The sequence below is a fragment of the Streptomyces sp. NPDC107538 genome, assembly GCF_055657445.1.
Map to the genome: position 1 here is coordinate 126315 of NZ_JBVKAY010000015.1, position 15065 is coordinate 141379.

The 15065-nt window shown below is 71.9% G+C and carries 14 protein-coding genes and 1 riboswitch; of the genes, 10 read left to right on the forward strand and 4 right to left on the reverse strand.

The window, feature by feature from the left end; translation table 11 throughout:
• Positions 1-92 precede the first annotated feature (92 nt).
• The gene (locus ACZ7MG_RS36155; protein WP_471389915.1) at positions 93-1304 is read right to left on the reverse strand and encodes an MFS transporter; all 1212 of its coding nucleotides are present in this window, start codon (positions 1302-1304) and stop codon (positions 93-95) included.
• A gap of 195 nt (positions 1305-1499) precedes the next feature.
• On the opposite strand from ACZ7MG_RS36155, the gene ACZ7MG_RS36160 reads away from it, so the two are divergent.
• Complete coding sequence (locus ACZ7MG_RS36160) at positions 1500-2846, forward strand: ROK family transcriptional regulator (protein WP_471389919.1); 1347 nt, start codon at positions 1500-1502, stop codon at positions 2844-2846.
• A 153-nt stretch (positions 2847-2999) separates the two neighbouring features.
• Here the strand turns inward: ACZ7MG_RS36160 and ACZ7MG_RS36165 are convergent, their stop codons facing one another.
• Together ACZ7MG_RS36165 and ACZ7MG_RS36170 are read right to left on the reverse strand one after the other, a co-directional pair.
• Positions 3000-3761, reverse strand: coding sequence for an SDR family oxidoreductase (locus tag ACZ7MG_RS36165; RefSeq protein WP_471389922.1), 762 nt, complete (start codon positions 3759-3761; stop codon positions 3000-3002).
• 146 nt (positions 3762-3907) lie between these two features.
• Positions 3908-4795, reverse strand: a complete 888-nt coding sequence (locus ACZ7MG_RS36170; RefSeq protein WP_471389925.1) for an RNA polymerase sigma-70 factor — start codon at positions 4793-4795, stop codon at positions 3908-3910.
• A 340-nt stretch (positions 4796-5135) separates the two neighbouring features.
• Positions 5136-5266: riboswitch (FMN riboswitch) on the forward strand.
• A gap of 155 nt (positions 5267-5421) precedes the next feature.
• On the opposite strand from ACZ7MG_RS36170, the gene ACZ7MG_RS36175 reads away from it, so the two are divergent.
• The 9 genes from ACZ7MG_RS36175 to ACZ7MG_RS36215 all read left to right on the forward strand — a co-directional run bounded on the left by ACZ7MG_RS36175 (position 5422) and on the right by ACZ7MG_RS36215 (position 12870).
• Positions 5422-6042 (forward strand): riboflavin synthase, encoded by a 621-nt coding sequence (locus tag ACZ7MG_RS36175; RefSeq protein ID WP_471389928.1) that lies wholly within the window; start codon positions 5422-5424, stop codon positions 6040-6042.
• On the forward strand, positions 6039-6671 hold the full coding sequence (locus ACZ7MG_RS36180) for a nicotinamide mononucleotide transporter family protein (protein WP_471389930.1): 633 nt from the start codon (positions 6039-6041) through the stop codon (positions 6669-6671). Before ACZ7MG_RS36175 ends, ACZ7MG_RS36180 begins: the two co-directional genes overlap by 4 nt.
• Positions 6668-7957 carry a bifunctional 3,4-dihydroxy-2-butanone-4-phosphate synthase/GTP cyclohydrolase II gene (locus ACZ7MG_RS36185; RefSeq protein WP_471389933.1) on the forward strand — a complete coding sequence of 430 codons (1290 nt, stop codon included), beginning with the start codon at positions 6668-6670 and terminating at the stop codon, positions 7955-7957. Before ACZ7MG_RS36180 ends, ACZ7MG_RS36185 begins: the two co-directional genes overlap by 4 nt.
• 67 nt (positions 7958-8024) lie before the next feature.
• A complete protein-coding gene (ribH, locus tag ACZ7MG_RS36190; protein WP_471389936.1) occupies positions 8025-8510 on the forward strand; it encodes a 6,7-dimethyl-8-ribityllumazine synthase in 486 nt (161 codons plus the stop codon).
• Between the two features lie 34 nt (positions 8511-8544).
• On the forward strand, positions 8545-8817 hold the full coding sequence (locus ACZ7MG_RS36195) for a phosphoribosyl-ATP diphosphatase (protein WP_086760055.1): 273 nt from the start codon (positions 8545-8547) through the stop codon (positions 8815-8817).
• Between the two features lie 48 nt (positions 8818-8865).
• The gene (gene hisG / locus ACZ7MG_RS36200; RefSeq protein ID WP_471389940.1) at positions 8866-9723 is read left to right on the forward strand and encodes an ATP phosphoribosyltransferase; all 858 of its coding nucleotides are present in this window, start codon (positions 8866-8868) and stop codon (positions 9721-9723) included.
• 20 nt (positions 9724-9743) lie between these two features.
• On the forward strand, positions 9744-10226 hold the full coding sequence (locus tag ACZ7MG_RS36205) for a PH domain-containing protein (RefSeq protein ID WP_471389943.1): 483 nt from the start codon (positions 9744-9746) through the stop codon (positions 10224-10226).
• A 227-nt stretch (positions 10227-10453) separates the two neighbouring features.
• Positions 10454-11785, forward strand: coding sequence for a hemolysin family protein (locus ACZ7MG_RS36210; protein WP_471389946.1), 1332 nt, complete (start codon positions 10454-10456; stop codon positions 11783-11785).
• Positions 11782-12870, forward strand: coding sequence for a hemolysin family protein (locus ACZ7MG_RS36215; RefSeq protein ID WP_471389949.1), 1089 nt, complete (start codon positions 11782-11784; stop codon positions 12868-12870). Before ACZ7MG_RS36210 ends, ACZ7MG_RS36215 begins: the two co-directional genes overlap by 4 nt.
• A 200-nt stretch (positions 12871-13070) precedes the next feature.
• Here ACZ7MG_RS36215 and ACZ7MG_RS36220 read toward each other — a convergent pair whose 3' ends face one another.
• Positions 13071-14945: an AAA family ATPase gene (locus tag ACZ7MG_RS36220; protein ID WP_471389952.1), complete on the reverse strand. Its 1875-nt coding sequence runs from the start codon at positions 14943-14945 to the stop codon at positions 13071-13073.
• Positions 14946-15065: the final 120 nt, after the last annotated feature.

Consider the following 15065-nt stretch of genomic DNA (forward strand, 5'->3'; position numbering starts at 1 on the left):
GGTGTGCGGGCCGCGGCGCGCGCCGGTGTGAGGGGAGGGACGGCTCGCGCCGGTGCGAGGCTGCGGCGCGCGTGGGTGCGAGCTGCGGCGCGTCAGGCCTTCGGATCCGGAACGGGCAGGTCCGTCCGGGTCACCCGCGGGCGGTCCCGGTCGCTGGTGCGCAGCACGCCCGCGAAGGCGACCAGCCCGCACGCCAGCACGGTCACCAGGCCGAACGACACGACCAGGCTGGTCAGTTGCGCCAGCCCGCCGATCGCGCTCGGCGCGATCAGCCCGGAGGTGTACGTGATGGTCGCGACGCCCGCGATGGCCTGGCTGGGGTTCGGCCCACTGCGGCCGGCGGCGGCGAAGCAGAGCGGTACGACGACCGCGATACCGAGGCCCATCAGCGCGAACCCGGTCATCGCGACCGCCGGCTGGTCGGCGACGACGATCAGTACGCCGCCGAGCACGGCCAGGACCCCGCTCGCCCGGACGGTACGGACCGAGCCGAAGCGGTTGACCACCGCGTCACCCGCGAGCCGGGCCACCGCCATGGTCAGCATGAACCCGGTGGTGCACGCCGCCGCCAGCCCGGCCGAGGTCTCCAACTGGTCCCGCAGATAGACCGCCGACCAGTCCAGCGCCGCCCCCTCCGCGAACACCGCGCAGAACCCGACCGCGCCGATCAGCAGCGCCGACTTCGGCGGCAGTGCGAACCGGGGCGGCGGCTCCTCGTCCTCGGTGGGCCGGAGATCCAGCACCCACTGGCAGGCGACCAGGCCGAGGGCGGTGAGCACGACCGCCGCGAGCGCGTGGTGCAGCCGGGCGTCCGAGCCCAGATGGGCGGCGAGCGTGCCGGCCGCCGAGCCGACGAGGGCGCCCGCGCTCCACATGCCGTGCAGGCCCGACATGATCGACTTGCCGAGGCGGCTCTCCACCTCGACGCCGAGCGCGTTCATGGCGACGTCCGCCATGCCCGCCGAGGCGCCGTACACGAACAGCGCGAAGCAGAGCGTCCAGAGGTTCGGCGCGAGGGACGGCAGGATCAGGGCGAGCGTCCACAGGGAGAGCAGTCCGCGCAGCGCGGTGCGCGCCCCGAAGTGGTGGCTGATCCGGCCCGCGAGCGGCATCGCCAGGGACGCGCCGATCGCCGGGAACGCGAGAGCGAGGCCCAGCTGGCCCGCGCTGACCCCGGCGTGGTCCGAGATCCACGGCACGCGGGTCGCGAACGAGCCGGTGACGGCGCCGTGCACCGCGAACACGGCCGCCACGGCGTACCGCGCCCGCCTCACCTCGCGCTGCTCGTAGACCACCGCGCTCATTCTCCGCCTCCCTGAACTTCCTTCGCGAGCTTCTCGGCCGGACGTCCCCGGCTTTCCCGGTTTCCCCCGAGTGCCTCGGCCCACCCCACCTCCGTCGCGCTGCCGTAAACTATCAGGAACCCTGCCTGATAGATAGGGAGCCTGCGCCCGAGGGCCAACGGCCGTACGGCGGCGCCGATCTGGGAGGATCCCGGCATGCCCGCATCACCCAGCACCGCCCGAGCCATCAACGACCGGCTCGCCCTGCGGCTGCTGCAGCAGGAAGGGCGCCTGACAGCAGGGCAGTTGAAGCAGCTCACCGGGCTGTCCCGGCCCACGGTCGCCGATCTCGTGGAGCGCCTCACGGCCGCCGGGCTGATCGAGGTCGTGGGGGAGTCCGGGGAGCAGCGGCGCGGGCCCAACGCCCGGCTGTACGGCATCGTCGCGGACCGGGCGCACCTCGCCGCGCTCGATGTGCGCACCGAGGGCGTCACGGTGGTGGTCGCCGACCTGGTGGGTACGGAGCTGGCGCGGGCGTACGTCCCGATCGCGGACGACACCGGCACGGGGCCCGCGGTGGAGCAGGCGGTCACCCTGGTGGAGCGGGCCGCGAAGGAGGCGGGGGCCGACCGGTTGCACACGGTGGCGATCGGCGCGCCGGGGCTGATCGACCCGGCCACGGGCGAACTCCGGAACTCCAGCGGCCTCCCGGAATGGCACCGCCGCCTCGTTGCCGCGCTCGGCGAGCGGCTCCCGGCCCGGGTCCTCGTCGAGAACGAGACCAACCTCGCCGCCCTCGCCGAGCAGCGGGACGGCGCCGCCCGTGACCGCGACACCTTCGTCCTCCTCTGGCTCGGCCTCGGCACGGGCGCGGCCGTCGTCCTCGACGGCCACCTCCGCCGGGGGGCCTCCGGCGGCACCGGCGAGATCGGCTTCCTCCCCGTCCCGGGCACGCCCGCGGTCCCCTCGGCCACCGACTGCGAGGGCGGCTTCCACTCCCTCGCCGGCGCGGCCGCGGTCACGGCCCTGGCCGCCGAGTACGGCGTAGTGGCCGAGGCGAAACCGAACGAGCCGCACGCGGCGACGCTGGTGCGAGCGGCGGTGTCCGGGCTGCCGACGAACACCACGGCCGCCTCGCCGACCGCCCCCGGCTGCACGGCAGCCCCGATGACCTACGGCCTCTCCGCCGAAGCTGACGCCGACGTTGACGTTGACGTGACCACGGTTGTGGACGCCGATGCTGACGTGGACGTGGCCGCCGATGTGAACGCCGACGCCGAGGCCCGCGCCCGCTTCCTCGGCGCCCTCGCCGATCGGGTCGCCGTAGGCGTCGCCTCGGTCGTGGCCGTGCTCGACCCCGGGTGTGTGGTGCTCGGGGGGGAGGTGGGGCAGGCCGGTGGGGAGGTGCTCGCCGGCCGGGTGGGGGAGCGGCTGGCGGCCATGTCACCCCTGCCGACCGAGGTCCGGGCCGGCGGCCTCGGCGGGGCCGCCGTACTGCGCGGCGCGCTGCTCATGGCCAGGGAGGCGGCTCAGGACGAGCTGTTCGCACCACCCGCCCGCTAGCCGCCTCGCGGACGCGGCCCGCCGGGGCGACCCCCGCTCACTGCGGAGCCGCAGCATCCGCGCCGGCCCCAGTTCCACCCACCCGCCACAGCTCACGCCCCTGCCACCGCGATCGGCCGAGCGGCCTCACTCCTCACCCGACCGCTCCCCCCGTCACCCTTTCCCCCGCCCCTCCCCGAACCGCTCCGCCACGTACTCCCCGAACGTCCCCTTCCCCACGGCCCGCCCCGGTGTGAGGTGGTGCCCGGACTGGAAGGCCCGGTACGCCTTGCCGAAGAGGGGGACGTTCAGCAGGGGGCGGCGGCGGCCGGTGGCGGCCAGGTAGGTGTGGGCCAGTTGGGGGAGGGTGAGGATCTCGGGGCCGCCGAGGTCGTCGACGCGGCCGGCGGGGGCGCCCCCGGCCAGCTCCGCGAGCCGCTCCGCGACCTCGGTGACGGCGACCGGCTGGTCGCGCACCCCGGCGGGAAGCATCATGACCGGCGGCTTGGCGAGGGTCTGGAAGACCATCACCAGCAGGTCGTGGAACTGGGTCGCGCGCAGAATCGTCCACCCCAGCCCCGACTCCTCGACCAGCCGCTCGACGGCCAGCTTGGACCGGTAGTAGCCGAACGGCACCCGGTCGACCCCGACGATCGAGATGTAGACCAGATGCCGCACCCCGGCCCGCCGCGCCGCCGCGATCAGGTGCTCCGCCGCCCGCTCGTCGTCGCCCCGCCGCTGCGACGTCGCACAGTGCACGATCGTGTCGACCCCCGCCACGGCCGCGTCCAGCCCGCCCCCGCCCGCGACGAGATCGACGGCGTACGGCTGTGTCCGCCGGCTCAGCACCCGCACCTCGTGCCCGTCCGCCCGCAGTCGCGCGGTGAGGGGCCGGCCGAGGACACCGGTACCGCCGGTCACCAGGATCGTGGTCATGCTGTCCAACCCTTCGTACACCGGACGCTCCCGACCGGAGACGCCCTACATCCGAGGCGGAACCCTTCGCGCGTCACGCGCAGATCCCGGCTCCCATGGCCACGCCCGGCCCGCCCGTGCGGTCACCCGCCGGCGCTCCCGCCCGCTCACACCCCGCTCAGCTGTCGTCCCGCGAACTCCAGCTTGTCCGGATTCAGTACGGCCCGCACGTCCGTGACGACGCCGTCCCGGAACGCGAAGGAGACGGTGAACGCGAGCGTGTCCCCGGAGCGGGCGAGCAGCGCGGGGGAGCCATTGACCTCGGCCAGGGAGAAGTCCAGCCCGGCCGCCCACTTCTCCCAGCCCCCGACCAGCAGCCGCAGCACCTTCTCGCGCCCCTCGACCGGCCGCAGCGCCGCGCTGACCTTGCCGCCGCCGTCGGACCACCAGATCACGTCCTCGGCGAGGATCTTCTCCAGCCCGGCCATGTCCCCCTCCTGGGCCGCCGCGAGGAAGGACTCCACCAGCCCCGAGCGCCGCTCCGGCGTCGGCTCGAACCGGGCCTCCGGCACCTCCAGCCGCGCCGTCGCCCGCCGGTGCAGCTGGCGGCAGTTGGCCTCGGTCAGGTCCAGCACACCCGAGATCTCCCGGTAGCTGTAGGCGAAGGCCTCCCGCAGTACGTACACGGCCCGCTCGGTCGGGGTGAGCCGCTCCAGCAGCACCAGCAGCGCCAGGGAGACCGCGTCGCGCTGCTCGGCCGACTCCAGCGGGCCGAGCGCGCCGCCGGACGTGAGCACCGGCTCCGGCAGCCAGGTTCCCGTGTACCGCTCACGGCGGGCCCGCGCGGAGGTCAGCCGGGTCAGACAGAGATTGGTGACGGCCTTGGCGAGCCAGGCCGCGGGTTGCTCGATGACCGTACGGTCCGCGCCGCTGAAGCGTAGATACACGTCCTGCACGGCGTCCTCGGCGTCGGCGGCGGAGCCCAGCAAGCGGTAGGCCAGACCGAACAGACGGGGGCGGTGCGCTTCGAACTCGTCGGCGGTGGTGGTCGTCACGCCTCCCACCCTCCCAGAGCGCACGCCCGCGCACTCCCGGAGGTCACCGGGAAGCACGGCGGTGGGACCCGGCGACGGGGCAAGGGCCGTCGTCACCGCCGCCGGGCCGTTCGAGGCGGGTACCGCGACCGCAGACTTTAAAAGGACTAGACCAAGCAGGTCAATGGGTCCTTACTCGTTCGAGTGGGTTCCGTGTCGCGGAAGTTGACCCTTGGTCAGTAATAGCCGAAGCCCCGCGGCGCCCGCTGGGGAAGTCCAGCGACACGCCCTGTGAGCCACCCCACAGTGCTCACCCGCATGGGTGCCGACCGGGCGTGGCACACTGGCCATGTACCAGAAGCAGCGCACTCCGGGGTCGGTGAAAGTCCGAACCGGCGGTTATAGTCCGCGACCCGGTCGCTTCCAGCGGCCGGTTGACCAGGTGGAATTCCTGGACCGACGGTTAAAGTCCGGATGGGAGGCAGTGCGCGGCGGGCGGGCATTCGTGCGTGCCGCCGTCTGTTTTCGGCCTACCTCGACAGAGGTGGGTCCACACACGGCGTCGCCCCCTGTGCCGCTGTCCGTTCCTGCCTGTCGTCTTCGACAGCCCCGGAGTCCGTGCCCTATGAGGCAGGAGGACCCGGGAAGTGTTCACCGGAATCGTCGAAGAGCTGGGTGAGGTCACCGCCGTCGAGAAGCTCGGCGACTCCTCCCGTTTCCGTCTGCGTGGCCCCGTCGTCACGCAGGGCGCGAAGCACGGCGACTCCATCGCCGTCAACGGTGTCTGTCTCACGGTCGTGGAGCACGAGGACGACTGGTTCACCGCCGACGTCATGGCGGAGAGCCTCGAACGCTCCAGCCTCGGCGCCCTCGGCGTCGGCTCCCGCGTCAACCTCGAACGCCCCATGGCGGTCGGCGACCGCCTCGGCGGCCACATCGTGCAGGGCCATGTCGACGGCACGGGCGAGGTCATCGAGCGCAAGCCGTCCGAGAACTGGGAGATCGTCAAGATCTCCCTCCCCGCGGACCTCACCCGGTACGTCGTCGAGAAGGGCTCCATCACCGTCGACGGCATCAGCCTCACCGTCGTCGACGCCGGACCCGACCACTTCACGGTCAGCCTCATCCCGACCACGCTCGACCTGACCACGCTCGGCCGCAAGCAGCCCGGCGACCCGGTCAACCTGGAGGTCGACGTCATCGCCAAGTACGTCGAGCGCCTGCTGGGCAACCAGGGGACGACAGAGATCCCGGGAGCGGGACGGTGAACTCCCTGAACACCGTCGCCTTCACCGCCTTCGGCCAGCAGATCCTCTGGTCGGACATGGTCGGCAACATCTTCGGTCTGACCGCCCTCGCCCTCGGCGCGATCCGCTCCCTGTGGAACTGGCCCGTCCAGTTCCTCTCCGGCCTGATCCTCTTCGGCGCCTTCGCCGGTCACCTCGCCGGCAGCGCCGGCAAGCAGGTCATCGTCATGGTCGTCGCCGCGTACGGCTGGTGGCAGTGGAACCGTACGAAGGGGCAGACGGCGGACGGCGCCATCGCCCCGCGCTTCGCCACCTGGCGCGAGCGCGGCTACCTGATCGCCGGTGCCGTGGTCGGCACCCTCGCCGTCGGCGGCCTCTTCACCGCGTTCCCCACCCTGTCGTGGGACCCCTGGCCGGACGCCTACATCTTCACCGGCACCGTCGTCGCCATGTACGCCCAGGCCCGCGGCATGGTCGAGTTCTGGTTCGCCTGGCTGCTGGTCGACCTGGTCGGCGTCCCCCTCAACTTCGCCAACGGCTACGCGTTCTCCGGATTCGTCTACATCATCTACGGCGCGCTCGTCCTGTGGGGCATGCGCGACTGGTGGCTGCGCTCCCGCAAGCCCGCCCTGGAAGGAGCCCCGGCATGACCACGGCGCCGATCCTCTACAGCACCAGCGACATCGAGCACTTCCGGCTCGACCCCGTCGAGCAGGCCATCGCCGACATCGCGGCCGGCCGCCCCGTCGTGGTCGTCGACGACGAGAACCGCGAGAACGAGGGCGACCTCGTCATCGCCGCCGAGAAGGCCACCCCCGAGATCATCGCCTTCATGATGAGCGAGTGCCGGGGCATGATCTGCGCCCCCATGGAGGCGGACGAGCTCGACCGGCTCGAACTGCCGCAGATGGTGCAGCAGAACACCGAGTCCATGCGCACCGCCTTCACCGTCACCGTCGACGCGGCCCCGCGGCACGGCGTCACCACCGGCATCTCCGCCTCCGACCGCGCCACCACCCTCCAGCTCCTGGCGAGCGGCACCGCCGAGCCCGGCGACTTCGTCCGCCCCGGCCACATCTTCCCGCTGCGCGCCCGCACCGGCGGGGTCCTCGTACGCGACGGCCACACCGAGGCCGCCGTCGACCTCGCCCGGCTCGCGGGCCTGCGCCCGGCCGGTGCGATCGTCGAGATCGCCGGCGAGGACGGCCGTATGCTGCGCCTGCCCGAGCTGATCCCGTTCGCCCGCAAGCACGGCCTGACGATCATCTCCATCGAGGACCTGATCGCCTACCGCCGCTCCGCCGAACCCACCGTCCAGCGCGAGGCGAAGACCCAACTCCCCACCGAGTACGGCGACTTCACCGCGTACGGCTACCGCTCCACGGTCGACGGCGTCGAGCACGTCGCCCTCGTCCACGGGGAGATCGGCGACGGCGAGGACGTCCTCGTCCGCGTCCACTCCGAATGCCTCACCGGCGACATCTTCCACTCGCTGCGCTGCGACTGCGGCCCCCAGCTGGGGACCTCCCTCGCACGCATCGCCGCCGAGGGCAGGGGCGTCGTCGTCTATCTGCGCGGCCACGAGGGCCGCGGCATCGGACTGCTCTCCAAGCTGCGCGCCTACGAACTCCAGGAGCTCGGCCGCGACACCCTCGACGCCAACCTGGAGCTGGGCCTGCCCGCCGACGCCCGGGACTACGGCGCCGGCGCGCAGATCCTGAAGGACCTCGGCGTCCGCAGCCTCCGGCTGATGACCAACAACCCCGAGAAGACCGACGCCCTCGTCCGGCACGGCCTCGACGTCACCGACCGCGAGCCGATGCCCGTCCGCGCGGGCGAGCACAACCTCCGCTACCTGCGCACCAAGCGGGACCGGATGGGCCACGACCTGCCGTGGCTGGACACGACCACCGCGTCCACCTGCGGCAACCAGTAGCGGCAACCAGTAGCGGCAACCTAGTAATCGCACTTCGCGTCATCGCACTTCGAGGAGACAAGAGAACGTGAGCGGCAAGGGCGCACCCGACCTGTCCGTACGCAACGTCGGTGACCTGCGGGTCGCCGTCATCGCGGCGCAGTGGCACGAGAAGGTGATGGACGGTCTGGTGAACGGCGCCCTGCGCGCCCTCGGCGACCTGGGCATCGACGAGCCGACCCTGCTGAGGGTCCCCGGCAGCTGGGAACTCCCGGTCGTCGCCAAGGTGCTGGCCGGACGGGGCTACGACGCCATCGTCGCCCTCGGAGTCGTCATCCGCGGCGGCACCCCCCACTTCGAGTACGTGTGCCAGGGCGTCACCCAGGGCCTCGCCCAGGTCTCCGTGGAGACCGGCGTCCCCATCGGCTTCGGCGTGCTGACCTGCGACACCGAGGAGCAGGCCCTGGACCGGGCCGGTATCGAGGGCTCGAACGAGGACAAGGGCCACGAGGCGGTGACGGCGGCGGTGGCGACGGCGGCCACCCTCCGCTCAGTATCTGAACCGTGGCGCTGACGAAACGCGGGTGTGGCATAGGCTGAGCGTCACCATGTCCAAGAAGACGTTCGAGGAGCTCTTCACCGAGCTCCAGCAGAAGGCCGCCACCGGCGACCCCGCCACCTCCCGCACCGCCGAACTGGTCGGGAAGGGCGTCCATGCCATCGGCAAGAAGGTCGTCGAAGAGGCCGCCGAGGTCTGGATGGCCGCCGAGTACGAGGGCAAGGAAGCCGCCGCCGAGGAGATCTCGCAGCTGCTCTACCACGTCCAGGTGATGATGGTCGCCCGCGGCATCTCCCTCGACGACGTGTACGCCCACCTGTGAGCCAGCCCGCTCCACTCCCTCCCCTCCCACGCAAAGGAAGCCGACCTCATGCTGCGCATCGCCGTCCCCAACAAGGGTTCCCTGTCCGGACCTGCGGGGGAGATGCTGCATGAGGCCGGCTACCAGCAGCGCCGGGAGTCCAAGGAGCTGCGGATCGTCGACCCGGTCAACGAGGTGGAGTTCTTCTACCTCCGCCCCCGCGACATCGCGATCTACGTCTCCTCCGGCCGCCTCGACATCGGGATCACCGGCCGCGATCTGCTGATCGACTCCGGCGCCAACGCCGAGGAGATCCTCCCCCTCGGCTTCGCCCGCTCCACGTTCCGCTTCGCCTCCAAGCCCGGCGCGGCGAACGGCGTCGCGGACCTCAAGGGCAAGACGGTCGCCACCTCCTACGAGGGCATCGTCGCGGGGCACCTCGCCGACCACGGCGTCGACGCCTCCGTCGTCCACCTCGACGGCGCAGTCGAGACCGCGATCGAGCTGGGCGTCGCCGAGGTCATCGCCGACGTCGTCGAGACCGGCACATCCCTGCGGAACGCGGGCCTGGAGGTCTTCGGCGACCCGATCATGAAGTCCGAGGCCATCGTCATCCGCCGCGTCGGCGCCGACACCTCCTCGGAGAACGAACCCAAGGTGCAGCAGTTCCTGCGCCGTCTCCAGGGCGTCCTGGTGGCCCGGACCTACGTGATGATGGACTACGACTGCCGCGTCGAGCAGCTGGAGAAGGCCGTCGCCCTCACGCCCGGCCTGGAGTCCCCGACCGTCTCCCCGTTGCACAACGAGGGCTGGGTCGCCGTACGCGCCATGGTCCCGGCCAAGGAGGCCCAGCGGATCATGGACGATCTGTACGACATCGGCGCGCGGGCCATCCTGACCACCGCCATCCACGCCTGCCGTCTCTGAGGGCCGGGGAGCCGTACGCCATGCCGGACCAGTCTTCCCCTCCCGCCCAGTCCTCCCTGCCCGCCCTGCCGGTCACTTTTCGGCCGGGCCGCACCCGGGCCGTGCTGCTCACCGCGGCGGGCGCGATCTTCGTGGTCATCACGGTGGTCGCGCTGCTGCTGCCGACGCTCGGTCCCGGCGAGCGCCTCAGCTTCGTCTTCACGGCGGCCCTGCTCGCCGGTGTGCTGTGGATGCTGTCCCGGCCCAAGGTGATCGCCGACGAATCCGGCGTGACCGTGGTCAACATCACCGCCAGGCGGCAGCTGGGCTGGGCGGAGATCGTGCAGGTGAACCTGCGGGTCGGCGACCCCTGGGTCTTCCTCGACCTCACCGACGGCACCAGCCTGCCCGCGCTCGGCATCCAGCCGGGCATCGCCAAGCAGCGCGCCATCGCGGACGCCCGGGCCCTCCGCGCGCTGGTGGAGGCCCGGTCGGTCGACGAGCCCGAGCAGCGTCAGGGCTGACCCCGAACAAGATCGGGGACGACTCAGGGCCTTCGCCCCTGCCGTACCGGCCCATGTCTTGATTAATCTGTTGGCGGAGGCGTTTTCGTTGCGCCTCCGCCTCCGCTTCCGCCGCACCACCGGTAAGGCGGGGGCTCCCTGCTATTCGAGGAGTGACTCCCTCCAGCGATGGACGGATCGTCCTGTAGTACCTGCGCCGCCCCCTCCCGGCTCATCGAGGCGGCGGCATGACCATCCCCCTGCTGCTCCTCGGAGCCGCGTTCCTGCTGATCCTCGCCAACGGCTTCTTCGTGGCGGCCGAGTTCGGCCTCGTCACGGTCGAGCGGCCCGAGGCCGAGAAGGCGGCCGCCGAGGGCGACCGCCGGGCCGACAAAGTGGTGGGCGCGCTCAAGGAGCTGTCGTTCCAGCTCTCCGGCACCCAGCTCGGCATCACCATCACCTCCCTCGTCGTCGGCATGCTCGCCGAACCGGCGCTCGCGGAGATACTGAACGGCCCCTTCACCGCCATCGGCATACCCGAAGGAGCCGTCTCCGGAGTCTCCGTCGTCGTCGGCATGCTGCTGGCCTCCGCCGTGCAGATGGTGATCGGTGAACTGGTGCCCAAGAACTGGGCGGTGTCGAAGCCCATGCAGGTCGCCCGTTTCGTCGCGGGCCCCCAGCACGTCTTCTCCCGCCTCTTCCGCCCGGTCATCGCCGCCCTCAACGCGGTCGCCAACCGGCTGGTCCGCGCCTTCGGCGTCGAGCCCACCGACGAGCTGGCCTCCGCCCGCACCCCCGGCGAACTGGTCTCCCTCGCCCGGCACTCGGCCCAGGCCGGCGCCCTGGAGCAGGACACCGCCGACCTCTTCGTCCGCACCCTCTCCCTGGGCGACCTGACCGCGGAGAACGTGATGACGCCCCGCGTCAAGGTCAGCGCCCTGCAGTCCTCGGCCACCGCCGAGGACGTGGTGAACCTGACCCGGGCCACCGGCCTCTCCCGCTTCCCCGTCTACCGGGAGCGGATCGACGAGATCGTCGGCATGGTCCACCTCAAGGACGCCCTCGCGATCCCGGCCCACGACCGGCTGCACACCCCGGTCGGCCGCATCGCCAAGTCCCCGCTCCTCGTCCCCGAGACACTTCCCGTGCAGCCGCTGCTGGCCCGGCTGCGCAGCGAACAGCCCATCGCCGTCGTCGTCGACGAGTACGGCGGCACGGCCGGGGTCGTCACCCTGGAGGACATCGTCGAGGAACTGGTCGGCGAGGTCCGCGACGAGCACGACGGGCACGACCTGCCCGAACTCGCCGCCGCCCCGCCCGAGGACGGCCGCCCCGCCTGGGACGTCGACGGCAGCTGCCGCGTCGACCTCCTCCAGCGCATCGGCCTCGACGTACCGGAGGGCCCCTACGAGACGGTCGCCGGCCTTGTCGCCGACCTCCTCGGCCGTATCCCCGCACCCGGCGACAAGGCGGAGCTGCCCGGCTGGCGACTGGCGGTCCGGCAGGTCGGGCACTACCGGGCGGAGCGCGTACGCCTCGTCCGCACCTCTCCCGCCCCTGTGGTGGAGGCGGCCCGATGAGCGTGCTCCAACTCCTGTTCGCCCTGCTCCTCGTGCTCGCCAACGGCTTCTTCGTCGGCGCCGAGTTCGCCCTGGTCTCCGTCCGCCGCAGCCAGATCGAACCGCTCGGGACCGCACGGGCCCGCCAGGTCCTCTACGGCCTGGAGAACCTGCCGCAGATGATGGCGGCGGCCCAGTTCGGCATCACCGTCTGCTCGCTGACGCTGGGCGCGGTGGCCGAGCCGACGGTGGCCAAGCTCCTTGAACCGGTGTTCGAGGCGATCCACCTTCCGCACGGGATGATCCACCCCCTGGGATACGTCATCGCCCTGGCCGTGGTCGTCTTCCTGCACCTCGTCATCGGCGAGATGCTGCCGAAGAACCTGGCGATGGCGGCGCCCGAGAAGACGGCGCTGTGGCTGAGCCCCGCGCTGGTGGCCTTCGCCCGCCTCTGCAAGCCGGTCACCGTGGGCCTCGGCGCCTGCGCCCGGCTCGTCCTGAAGCTCTTCCACGTCGAGCCCAAGGACGAGGTCGAGGCCGTCTTCACCAGCGTCCAGCTGGGCCGGCTGGTCGAGGACTCCGGTCAGGCCGGGCTGCTCGACCCCGAGGAGCAGGAACGGCTGGAGGACGCGCTGGAGCTGGGTTCCCGCCCGGTGACGGACGTCCTGCTCAAGCGCGACTCCCTGGTCACGGTGGTCCCGTCGGTGACCCCCGCCCAGGTGGTGGCCCTCACGGCGCGCACGGGCTACTCCCGCTTCCCGGTGGTCGCGGAGAACGGCGCCTTCATGGGCCGCTACCTCCATGTCAAGGACGTCCTCGACCTGGAGGACTCCGACCGTGCCGTCCCCCAGCAGATCTGGCGCCCCATGACCACGCTCCGAGCGGAACTCCCCCTGGACGACGCGCTCACCGTCATGCGCCGCGCCGCCACCCACCTCGCCCAGGTCGCGGACGCCTCCGGCAAGGTCCTGGGCCTGGCCACCCTGGAAGACGTCCTCGAACTTCTGGTCGGAGAGGTCCGCGACCCGGCCCACCGCGAGCCCCAGCCGACCCGGGTGACAGAACCACGAGCCAGCGAAACCCCGGAGCAGGCCCTGGCCGGCTGATTTCCGCCCCCGCCGCCCCTACCCGTCCCATCCTCCAGGTCACAGACTTCGGGGCTCCGCCCCGGACCCCGTTCGCGCAGTTCCCCGCGCCCCTGAAAGGGGCGCGGGGAACTGCGCGAGAAGCCCCACCGGACCCGCGCTGTGGGGGTCGAAGGGGCGCAGCCCCTGGGGATGGGACGGGTAGGGGCGGCGGGGGCGGATCACATCCCCGATGGCTCCCCCGGCCCCCGCCCCGACAGCACCTCCCCATACGCCTGCATCAGATCCGGCAGCCGCAACGTCGACAGATCGTCCCGCGTGGGAATCGACGGATACCCCGACAACCGCAGATCCCGATACGCACAACTCTTCTCGTACAGGGTCCGCAAGAACCGCCCGTTCCCCAACTCGTCGATCCACCCCTGCTCGACGACATGCCCGGAGATCGACCGCAACTCGTCGAGCGCCTCCTCGTCCCACACATCCCCGTTCTCCGCCGCGAGCACCTCCCCGATCGAGGTCAGCTCCAACGGCCGGTAGGACGGAAAATCCACCCGCGTCGTGAAGCGCGACGACAGCCCGGGATTCGCGGCCAGCAGCCGGTCCATCCCCTCCGGATACCCCGCGAGGATCACGACCAGATGATCCCGGTTGTCCTCGGCCCGCTTCAGCAGCACCTGAAGCGCCTCGTCCCCGTACGCGTCCCCTTTGCCGTACCCGGTGTTCGACAGCGAGTACGCCTCGTCCACGAACAGCACCCCACCGATCGCCGAGTCGATCAGCTCGTTGGCCTTCACCGCGGTCTGCCCGAGGTACTCGCCCACGAGATCCGCCCGCTGCGCCTCGACGAGATGGTCGCCGCCCAGCAGCCCGAGCGCGTAGAAGACCCGGCCCAGTATTCGCGCCACGGTCGTCTTCCCGGTCCCGGACGGCCCGGAGAACACGAAGTGCCGCTTGGGCGGCTGCACCGGCAACCCCTGCCCGGCCCGCAACCGCGCCATGTTCAACTGTGCGGACAGCGCTTTGACCTGCCGCTTCACCGGCTCCAGCCCGACCATCCGCTCCAGCTCCGCGAGCGCCTCCTCCAGCAGCTCCGGATCCGTCGGCCCGGCGGGAAGCGACAACGGCTCCACCGGCACCACGGACTTCTCCCGGACGAAGGTGTCGCCGGCCTCGGGCGGCAGCCCGCCCGGCGGCGGCGGCCCGGGATCGGACAGTTTCACGTCCCGGCCCTCGGGGTCGTAGAACGGTTCCAGTCCGTCGCCGTCGAGCACGTCCTGCCCGATCCCGGCGAGCGCGATCGCCGCGAAGTCGCTCGCGTCGTCGTCGTACCCGTCCCCCTCGGCGATCGCCGCGAGCCGCGCGGAGGTGTCCATGAAGGCGGGGTCGACCCGGTGCACGGCCCGGTACAGCGGCAGCGCGGCGGCACTGCGCCCGGTGCCCTCGTGGGCGCGGGCCAGCCAGTACCGCAGCTCCTTGCGCTGCGGCTGCTCGCTGCGGCAGCGCATCAGCGCGGCGGACAGCAGCGGCTCGGCCTGCCCGTACGTCTCCAGCCGGACCCGGGCCATCCCGCCGAACAGGCCCGCCTCGATGCCCAGCAGCGGATCGTCGATCAGTGGATCGGTGTGCCGGACCAACTGCTCCCAGTCCTTGACCAGATAGGCGCGGCAGGCGTGCAGAAACCGCACCTGGTGGTCCGCGTCGACCGGCGGCAGCCCCGCGAGCGCCCGGTCCAGCTCGGGCACATGGCGCCCGTCCAGCCAGTGCGAGGCGTGCGCGAGCAGCAGATCACGCGGGCTCTCCAGCACGGGCTGCACCCACCAGCCCAGCCAGTACCAGGAGTTGAGCGTGCGGCGGTGCCGCGAGCGCTGCTCCCCGAGGCGCTCCCGGTGCCGGAACATCCTCAGCAGCGCGGTCGTCGTGTCCACGCGCAGCGCGTGCAGCCCGAGCCAGCCGTCGGCCATCCCCGGGTCCATCCGCACCGCGGCACGGAACTCCTCCTCCGCCTGCGGATAGGCGCCCATCGTGTAGGCGTCCACGCCTCGCAGCCAGGCGAGGTCGGCCGGGGCCTCGGGGCCCCGCGAGCCGAAGTCCATCCCGTCCCCCACAAACCGTGCCCCCGTTGGAAACCGAACGGGCCGGTGCCCGTCGGCAGCCTTCGTCGAACCGCTGTGCCGCGGACGGGAGTTGCGCCGGTGCGTTGCCGCTGCCGTCCG

Bases quoted from the DNA above. Each gene is read 5' to 3' on its own strand.
- ACZ7MG_RS36155 (WP_471389915.1), bottom strand. From the start codon at position 1,304: ATGAGCGCGGTGGTCTACGAGCAGCGCGAGGTGAGGCGGGCGCGGTAC.
- ACZ7MG_RS36160 (WP_471389919.1), top strand. From the start codon at position 1,500: ATGCCCGCATCACCCAGCACCGCCCGAGCCATCAACGACCGGCTCGCC.
- ACZ7MG_RS36165 (WP_471389922.1), bottom strand. From the start codon at position 3,761: ATGACCACGATCCTGGTGACCGGCGGTACCGGTGTCCTCGGCCGGCCC.
- ACZ7MG_RS36185 (WP_471389933.1), top strand. From the start codon at position 6,668: ATGACCACGGCGCCGATCCTCTACAGCACCAGCGACATCGAGCACTTC.
- ACZ7MG_RS36195 (WP_086760055.1), top strand. From the start codon at position 8,545: ATGTCCAAGAAGACGTTCGAGGAGCTCTTCACCGAGCTCCAGCAGAAG.
- hisG (WP_471389940.1), top strand. From the start codon at position 8,866: ATGCTGCGCATCGCCGTCCCCAACAAGGGTTCCCTGTCCGGACCTGCG.
- ACZ7MG_RS36205 (WP_471389943.1), top strand. From the start codon at position 9,744: ATGCCGGACCAGTCTTCCCCTCCCGCCCAGTCCTCCCTGCCCGCCCTG.
- ACZ7MG_RS36210 (WP_471389946.1), top strand. From the start codon at position 10,454: ATGACCATCCCCCTGCTGCTCCTCGGAGCCGCGTTCCTGCTGATCCTC.
- ACZ7MG_RS36215 (WP_471389949.1), top strand. From the start codon at position 11,782: ATGAGCGTGCTCCAACTCCTGTTCGCCCTGCTCCTCGTGCTCGCCAAC.
- ACZ7MG_RS36220 (WP_471389952.1), bottom strand. From the start codon at position 14,945: ATGGACTTCGGCTCGCGGGGCCCCGAGGCCCCGGCCGACCTCGCCTGG.